An 8,330-nucleotide genomic window follows, 5' to 3' on the forward strand; every position below is an offset into this window, starting at 1 on the left:
TGAACTTACCCTCTCAAATATAAAAGACAAAGAACAAATTTATTTAAAAGCCCAAAAGGATTATGATGAATTAGTCCAGCATAATTTCACTCAAAGAATTTTAAATGATAAAGATTCTATAGTGGATGGAATTTATAATGAAAGGATTAAAAAGATTCATACTCAAACCATAGACTTAGCTAAAAATGTCAATATAGGAGGAGAATACTTAACTAATGTAGGCTTATCTAAAGATACCATAGTAGGATTAAGCAATACCTTAAATGTAGGAGTAGATAATAAAGTAAGAGTGGCTAAAAACTCTCATGAGTTTGTAGGAGAAAACAAAGACATAGAAATAGGTGCTAATCAAAATACTATTATCCATAAGGATGAGATAAGGAATGTGAAGGGAAATAAAAAGGAGGTGGTTGAGGGGCATTATGATATTAATATCAGTGATAAAATGCAAGTGTTAAGCGAGAAAGAGATGGATTATAAAAGCAAAGACAATATTCTTTTTACAAGTAATGAATCCATAGGATTTGAAAGTGATAAAAATACAAGCATGGTAGCTGATAATATCACAACTTACGCAAAAACTATTCATGAGTTAAAAGCCGATAGCGAAGCGACTATACAGGTAGGAGAAACAATTATTAATGCAAAACCTGATTGTGTTATCATTAAAGCAGGTGGAGTTGAAGTAACTATAGACTCTAATGGACTTGTGGTTAGAGGTGGAGAGCTTAAAGCAGAGTAATAAAGGATAAACAATGAATAAACCCTTCTACAAACTTAAAAAATTTTATATACCTTGTGGTGTGCTTATAGCTTTGATTATTTTTATAAGCTTAACTTATCATTTTTTACAACGACCTTTAGAGCTTATCTTTTGGGATAAGTATTATCATGAAAAAGAATATCAAAGTGCTAAAGATATGTATAAACTATTTAAGAGCAATGAAGAAGAATTTAAAAAAGTTTTTAAAGAACAAAACTTAAATGAAGAATTAAAAACAAATCAAAAAGAATTGTTAAATTATATGCATCATTTCAAAAAAGATTTTAAATTTATGCAAATTTTAGGTTTAGATAATGCTTATTTAGTAGCTCTTAAAAATAAGGATGTATTGTTTGGTTTGCAAATGCAAAATAATCTTAATTATTTTTATCTCGCATCCAATAGCACTGATTTAGAAGAAATTAATAATTATTTAAATATTGTAGATAATTTTCTTGTCTTTATGAGTGAAATTGAAAAATTACCGCCCAAGTATAATTTAGGTAAAATAATGTTTGAAATTAATTTTATGAATTATAATACTTTGTTTTTTGGATTTACTTTAGATACAAATTTTATGTGTTCTATACCTCAAAAAGAACAATTATTAGAAAATATGATTAATTCTTATGAAAAAATGGATTTATTATACAAAACAAAACTAAAAACCGAAATTCAAGAAATGATATACCCAGCAATATATGGAGCAAAAAGATATAATCATTTCATAGATATTGCCAAAGGAAGATTAAATGCATGTGGAAAATAATTTAAGTCCTGAAGATAGACAAGGTATAGAAAATTTACCTTATTATTTTAAATACGATAAGTTTTCTAGGCGATTTGAATATAAAATATAACAATCATAATGCAAAGATTAAAAATTATTCTAGTGGTTATTGTAAGTATTATTGTAAAATAGCTTAGATTTTAGGATTATAAATGAAAAAACTTTTTTATAGGCTTAATTTTTTATTTAATACAAAATTAAAAAAATTAACTTGGATTGTAGCTATATTATTTATCGGATATAAATTACTTTTTTATACCGAAATTAAAAATGGTTATGTAAAAGTGACTTTACGTCCTATAGTAACACTTAATCAAGAGGGTTATTGCATAAAAGAAGGTAGAAGATTAAGCCAAAATGAATTATTTGAAAGAGCTACTAAAGATTGGCTTGAAAAACTTTATAACCAAGCACATGATCCACTAGTTATGAATGCAGATGGAGATTGGCTTGATATCACTAATTGCTATTATTCAAGCAAAGAAAGGTTTAAATTGTCAATTTTACAGCAACGGCAAACAATTTGGTATCGATGATATTGCAAAACAAATTGATCTTAATAAAAGCCAAGAAGAAAATATGCAAAAAATAATGCAAGGTTTTAGCATTGTAAGACCTTTTGAGGAGGAAAAAATTTTAACAGATGATTTAGAACTTAAATATTCTTTACTCTTACAAGATAGGTTGGGTGATTTTACTTTTATGCCTTATGATATTAGATTTATTGTCGTTGGTGGTGATACTGGTTATTATTCAAAATTTGGTTATTCTGTTTTTGCTTTAATGATACAAAAATATTTTATTGGAAACGACCATGACTTTAAATTTAAAAAAGGCACTGTAGAATATTGGAAAAATAAAGATAATAAAAACAATCGTGAATACATATATTATCCCATTACAAATTGTGGCGAAGTTGAAATGCGTTATGACTTTGATCCTCCTGGATTATATTATCAATTATTTCATGATATGCAATGGAGGGATGAATGGCATCGTTAAATTTAAAAGGCGATTATGGAGTAGAAATTTTATCCTATTATCTTTGGGGGCAAAGCACACCGCCAAGTTGATTTAGCCAGAAAAGATAACCGTGTGCTTATAGGTAAAGATTATCAAGCAAGAGATGAAGAAGAAATAATCATACAAGCTTCAGCACTTGATTATATGAAATATGTAGATAGATATACCAATGCTACAAATTTTGGGATATTTCAAAATTTTTTCAAAAGTGTTTTTAGTGAAAAAGAACTTGGAGAATTTAAAGATAAAATAGAAAATGAAACATATATTTTAGAATTAGACGATATCATAAAAACTAAGGTATATGGAGGTGTAAATCCGTTTCTTGATGAAGATAATAAGAATAAAGATAAAAGCATTAAAGATAAAGAAAATAATGAAGAAAATAAATACGAAAAATACGATGAAAATAAAATGGCAGTTAGAATAATTCATTATTATTTAGATGCAAATTCAGGCAATTATGCTAAAAGAGCTTTTGCTTTTGGAAGCACAAGTATAGCATTTAATAAAGATGTAAAATTTCATATTAGTGCTAAAACTTATGAACCTATTTGTATTTCCAATCTAAAACTTTATCCTTTAAAGGATAATTTTGATTTTGAAAGTGATAGCAGTCTTGCAGAATTTGTAAATTTCTTTCTAGAAAAGGAATTAGATCCCTTAAAAATAGGTAGAACGGTTAATATTCATTTTATAGATCAAGAAAAAATTACACCTATGGTTATTTATAAAAGAGTATTTCAAATACTTCAAAACCAATCTTTTAATTCTTTAACTCCTTCTATAACTTCACTTCGTGAATATTATAAAACCCGTATCCTGCCATCTGGGGTATTATATTTGCAAGATGACAATACAAACTCTCAAACCAATTTAGAACAGACTATCCTCTACAACAATACAAGTTTTAACAAAATTTCAAAAGAACACTTAAATGAATCCTCATCCAGTGCTAAAGAACCTTGCTTTATCACTTTATATTTAAAAGATGAACACAATAGACCTATTATTAATGCAAAAATTATCATAAAAGGTTTTAGACATAATGAAGCTTTAAGAGTAGTCAATCTAAAAAGACGCAGTGATGAAAAAGGTAAGATAAGATTTGATAAAGAAAAGTATTTTAGCGATTGTTATAGCTTTAAAGTAAAGCTTGATGAAAGCAAAGCTTATTTTCCTACTCCCTTGCAAAATGCTAAAAGGATATTTAATAATTATACTGAACATAAAATCGGACTCATACTTAAATTTAGGGCCAAAGATCATTTAGTTTATGATGGATTTAATGTCTATCATTACAAAGGAAATGAATTGATTAATTCTTACATGGCAAGAAGTGGTACTGCTAAGGCAGATAATGAAAAAAGAAGTAAAAAAACAAATTGCACATTATTTTTACCAAGATGAAAAAGATAAAAGCAAAAGTGGAAAGGCTTATTTTTATTATGATGATGAAAGCATTCAAGATAGATTTGGCACTTTGCCTGAAGGGGAGTATTATTTAAAAATCAATGAAATAGCTAAAGATACTAAACCTAGCTTTTTAAAAGATTATCCCTTTGAAATAGGAAAAACCTGGGGAAAATGTTGTGTAAGATTATATACCAATAAAGAATGTTCTAAAACTTTTAAAGAAGTAAAAATAAAAGAAAGTAATGAAAAAGAAAACAAAACAAGCAAAAAAGATAAAAAAGAGCAAAGCATAATAAAAGATAATCTATATCTTTATAGTATCAATGAAAAGGGAGAGTTTGGCAGTAGTGGTAGCATAGGTATGGCACAAGCACAGTTATTAGAGGATTTAAGTAAGCAAGCTAAGTTTGTGCGGAGTGAGGGGGAAAATATAATCTCACTCAAAGTGGCTTACCCTGAAAAAATAGATAATAAAATTATATTTGTAGGAAAAGTTTATGAATAAAACACTAATATTTCATGAAAATTCCCATATTGATTTAAATGCTTCTTTTGCACCAGGGACTTATATAGAATTGCAATTAGAAAAAGAAAGCGATAAAAAACTAAAATGGGCTTTTGTAGAATGTGAAAGCAAAGAAAAATTAAATTTATTATTACATGATTGTAATGGCTATATTGATGAAAAAAATCTTAAGGTATTATTTGAAAATGATGATTTGATTTATAATGAAAGCTATGAAGACAATATTTTATCCTTTTGCTTGCCTATAAATAGAAGCAACGAGCCTAAAGAAGACATACAAGATTATAAATACTACATAGTTTTATTTGCTTATAGTAGTGAAAAAACTATACCTAGTTTAGAAGATTTTCATATAGTTATAGATATGAGCTTTAGAGTAGGAGTTGGAAGGGATGAGGATGTAAAAGAAAGCAAACTAAGGAATGATTTTAATAGTGATATAATTCAAACAAATTGTATTTTTAGTGTTCTTGAGGCTGTAGAGTTTTTAAAAGCTTGCCAAAGTTTTAAAGAAAAAGCAAAAGAAACAAATAATTATGAATTTTTTAAAAATTATCCCCAGCTTGCAGGAAAAATTGCTTATATTTATTATAGATTTGATTTAGCTAATGAAAAATTTATTAAAAGTGTAAGTGATGGAGATAAGTATTTAAAAGAAAGAGAGAAATTTGTTAAAAAATTTATAGATGTTTATTCTGATGAGAAATTTTTTATCATACCAAGCTATAAAGCAAAATTTAGTGAATTTTCAAACAAAAGTGATGAGGAAAAAATTATGTTTTTTCAAGAATTTCTTGAAGATTTGGTAAAAGCTTTCGACATAGAACCACCAATTCCAACTATTTATAAAGAGTTTAAACAATACAATAACGGATCTTATAATAGTGTAGGAAAAAAAGCATTATATTTGAATTTAAAAAACAAAGAAGAACAGATATTATCAACTTTTTTTCACGAATTTAGACATTTTTATATTGATAAAAATAATTCTAAAGAAATAAAAAATCAACATACAGAAAGCATTTTTAAACTCATATATTCTAATGGATATTTTAAATTTGAAAATGTTGTTATGTTTTGGGCGTATGATAAAAAATGCATAATTAGTAATAATTATACAGATTGTGTCGGAGTTAAACCTTATAAATACAGTATATTTTCAGATAAACCTGCAATTTATTGGTTTTCTCCAAGTGAAAGAGATGCGAGAATAAGCACATTTTATTTTGAAAAATATAGGGGTTGATATGTTAGAAGTAGCCATAAAGAATATATTTAAACATAAAGATTTCTTACAAACCAGAAAAGAACCTTATGCTATTTATTTAGCCATAAATACAAACATAAAAAGTTATAATAATATTTGTCCTAGCGAGCAATATTTTTGGAAATTTAATGATATGAATGAGCTTGAATGCTATAATCCAAAATTTGGCATATATCTTGGTAAAATTGTTTTTGATAAAAAAGGCAACAAACTCATCCCAAAATACATACCCGCTAAATTTGAAAATTTAGAAGAAGAAGTTAAAAAGATAAAAAATCCCTTATGGCTTGCTAATAAAAATCCTAATTATATTAAACCTAAATTTTATGATGGTATGGGTGGGGGTTATTATTTTGAAAGTCCAAATAATTTAGAGTATCAATGCAAAATAGAAAAAGACACTCAAGTTTTAAGCCAAGAACAAATCATTTCCTATGTGAAAGAACTTTATAGTAAAAACACAATGATAATAAAAAATTATATTGATGCAATCAATAAAGACTATGGCATAAAACCTTTCGTATTTAGTGATGAAATTTATGATCAATTAGGAGAAGTTGGCATTCTTACAAAAGAACAAGCTAATAATTTTAAAGATAAAAGTTATATTAAAAAAAATCCAATATTGCTTGCTATGCTTGATTATTTAGCAAAACAAAATAAAAAAGATGAAGATTATTTAATCACTTTTGATGATGAGTATTTTTATGCTTATTTGGTTTGGAGTTTAAAAGATTTCTTATTAGAGCTTTCTTATGGTTTGTTTCAAGATGAAACCAAGCTTCTTTTTAATCCTGCAGCTTATATGGATGACACAAAAATAGATTATAAAAATTTAAACGAAGAAATAAATAAGCGTTATGAAAAAATATTGCTTGATATGGGATTTGAAGGAGAAAATGGTTATTTTAATGATTATTATGATTATGGCTTTGGCAATAATGGTATTTTTAAATTTAGCATATATGATTATTTTGCTTATGATGAAATAGGAGTGCGCCCATATGTTTCTCCTAGAAGCCCTTTTGATAGCCCTAATTTTGTCTATTCTGATGGAAATTATCACGGAGATGCAAAGTTTATCCCTTCTGCTTTAGGAAAGTATTATTTTGAGCTTTCCTATCAGAAAGGAGTTTATATAGAACTTTTACGCCCTTATTATCCAAGCATAAAAGATTTACCAGAAGGTTGGGACAATAAAATGCTAGAAAAAGCTAATTTAAATAAATATGAGCATCCGTGAATAAACCCTTCTACAAACTTAAAAGATTTTATATACCTTGTGGTGTGCTTATAGCTTTGATTATTTTTATAAGCTTAGCTTATCATTTTTTACAACGACCCTTAGAGCTTATCTTTTGGGATAGATATGATATATCGAAATTATCTATTAATAACAAAGAGAAAAATTTTAAAACAATGAAAACTGTGAATTACTCCTACTTTCGCTAACGCTTAGAAGTAGGAGGTTCCTAACTAAAGCCAAGTATTCTTAGCTAGCTCGAAAGGCTTCTTGTTTATAGCTTACACCTAAATTTTCATTAAAATATTAAAACTTATACAAAAATCTTTCATAAATTGTTTCAGAAGTTAAAGAATTTGTTTGGTATAATTACATTAAGGGTTTAAGCCGCAGGCTGACCCCCTACGGCTAAATTGTGAAACCCCTGAAAGGAGGTACATAAAACTCATTCTAGTGGTTATTATACTGCTTTGTTTATTTATAGTCAAGGCATATTAACCAAGCTCAATTTTTGGGGCAACTGGAGTGGGTTACCTGCGGTATCAAACAAACTTTTAACTAAGCTTCTCTCCTTCTATTGAATTTCTATATTTTTTTATATTTTTAATATTTGCACCAAATAAAAATGAAGGTGCAAAAAACAAAGTGCTAAAGAATAACAAGTAAAATCTTTTCATGGACTGTTTTAAGAAGTTAAAGAGTTTGTTTTTGGTATAATTGCATAAGGGTTAATGCCAAAGGGGCGGCAACCCCTTTAGCATTCAATCACGCCCAAAAAGGAGGTGATACAGAATGTTAAACAAAATTATAGTAATAATTATACTACTTTGTATAATTATAGTCAAGTGTTATTAACACTTGTTTTCCCTTTTTTAAAGGGGGCTATAATTTTCCCTTTGGCTTACCAAACAAACTTTTAACTAAGCTTCTCTCCTTCTATTGAATTTCTATATTTGAAAAATTTTATTTTTTAAAAAGTATATGTTTTTTGTATTATTAATTTTTCAAGTATATTCTTTTGGTTATTTTAACTATAAATCACAGTCCTCTTGAGTTTTTTGAAAATAAAGAAAATAGAGAAAAACTCATAAAAACCCTAATAATACACTTAAATTCTTATTTAGAGGCTGAAAGTAATCTACAAAAAATCAAGATTTTAGTCAAAATATATCAAAATTTACAAAAATGTAGCCGAACTCCTGATCTTATTGACATAGAAGAACTTGAATTTAACAAAGAAGACATTTTCGAAGAATTATTTTATGCTTTAGGCGGTTTAGGAGGTATGTATTCCGTAGAAAT

9 protein-coding genes are annotated in these 8,330 nt (G+C 27.2%); all 9 read left to right on the top strand.

Annotated features, from left to right (window positions below; all coding sequences use genetic code 11):
- A partial coding sequence (locus AJ887_RS01445; RefSeq protein WP_070284715.1) for a bacteriophage T4 gp5 trimerisation domain-containing protein occupies positions 1-742 on the top strand: 742 nt, incomplete at its 5' end.
- Between the two features lie 13 nt (positions 743-755).
- Positions 756-1,532, top strand: a complete 777-nt coding sequence (locus AJ887_RS01450; protein WP_070284716.1) for a hypothetical protein — start codon at positions 756-758, stop codon at positions 1,530-1,532.
- Positions 1,533-1,705: 173 nt separating this feature from the next.
- A complete protein-coding gene (locus tag AJ887_RS10130) occupies positions 1,706-2,089 on the top strand; it encodes a hypothetical protein (protein WP_172592839.1) in 384 nt (127 codons plus the stop codon).
- A complete protein-coding gene (locus AJ887_RS10135) occupies positions 2,004-2,555 on the top strand; it encodes a hypothetical protein (RefSeq protein WP_186820925.1) in 552 nt (183 codons plus the stop codon). The genes AJ887_RS10130 and AJ887_RS10135 overlap by 86 nt, the downstream gene beginning before the upstream one ends.
- A 93-nt stretch (positions 2,556-2,648) precedes the next feature.
- Positions 2,649-3,986, top strand: a complete 1,338-nt coding sequence (locus AJ887_RS10345; RefSeq protein ID WP_261659759.1) for a hypothetical protein — start codon at positions 2,649-2,651, stop codon at positions 3,984-3,986.
- Entirely contained in the window at positions 3,937-4,497 is a 561-nt protein-coding gene (locus AJ887_RS10350; RefSeq protein ID WP_261659760.1) for a hypothetical protein, read from the top strand. Before AJ887_RS10345 ends, AJ887_RS10350 begins: the two co-directional genes overlap by 50 nt.
- Positions 4,490-5,764, top strand: coding sequence for a hypothetical protein (locus tag AJ887_RS01470; protein ID WP_070284717.1), 1,275 nt, complete (start codon positions 4,490-4,492; stop codon positions 5,762-5,764). Before AJ887_RS10350 ends, AJ887_RS01470 begins: the two co-directional genes overlap by 8 nt.
- Positions 5,745-7,028 carry a hypothetical protein gene (locus tag AJ887_RS01475; protein ID WP_070284718.1) on the top strand — a complete coding sequence of 428 codons (1,284 nt, stop codon included), beginning with the start codon at positions 5,745-5,747 and terminating at the stop codon, positions 7,026-7,028. The genes AJ887_RS01470 and AJ887_RS01475 overlap by 20 nt, the downstream gene beginning before the upstream one ends.
- A gap of 1,033 nt (positions 7,029-8,061) precedes the next feature.
- A partial coding sequence (locus tag AJ887_RS01480) for a hypothetical protein (protein WP_148124049.1) occupies positions 8,062-8,330 on the top strand: 269 nt, incomplete at its 3' end.

Origin of the sequence: Campylobacter sp. BCW_6466 (assembly GCF_001762835.1) — a bacterium.
In the GTDB taxonomy this organism is placed as follows: domain Bacteria; phylum Campylobacterota; class Campylobacteria; order Campylobacterales; family Campylobacteraceae; genus Campylobacter_D; species Campylobacter_D jejuni.

Bases quoted from the DNA above. Each gene is read 5' to 3' on its own strand.
- AJ887_RS01450 (WP_070284716.1), top strand. From the start codon at position 756: ATGAATAAACCCTTCTACAAACTTAAAAAATTTTATATACCTTGTGGT.
- AJ887_RS10130 (WP_172592839.1), top strand. From the start codon at position 1,706: ATGAAAAAACTTTTTTATAGGCTTAATTTTTTATTTAATACAAAATTA.
- AJ887_RS10350 (WP_261659760.1), top strand. From the start codon at position 3,937: ATGAAAAAAGAAGTAAAAAAACAAATTGCACATTATTTTTACCAAGAT.
- AJ887_RS01470 (WP_070284717.1), top strand. From the start codon at position 4,490: ATGAATAAAACACTAATATTTCATGAAAATTCCCATATTGATTTAAAT.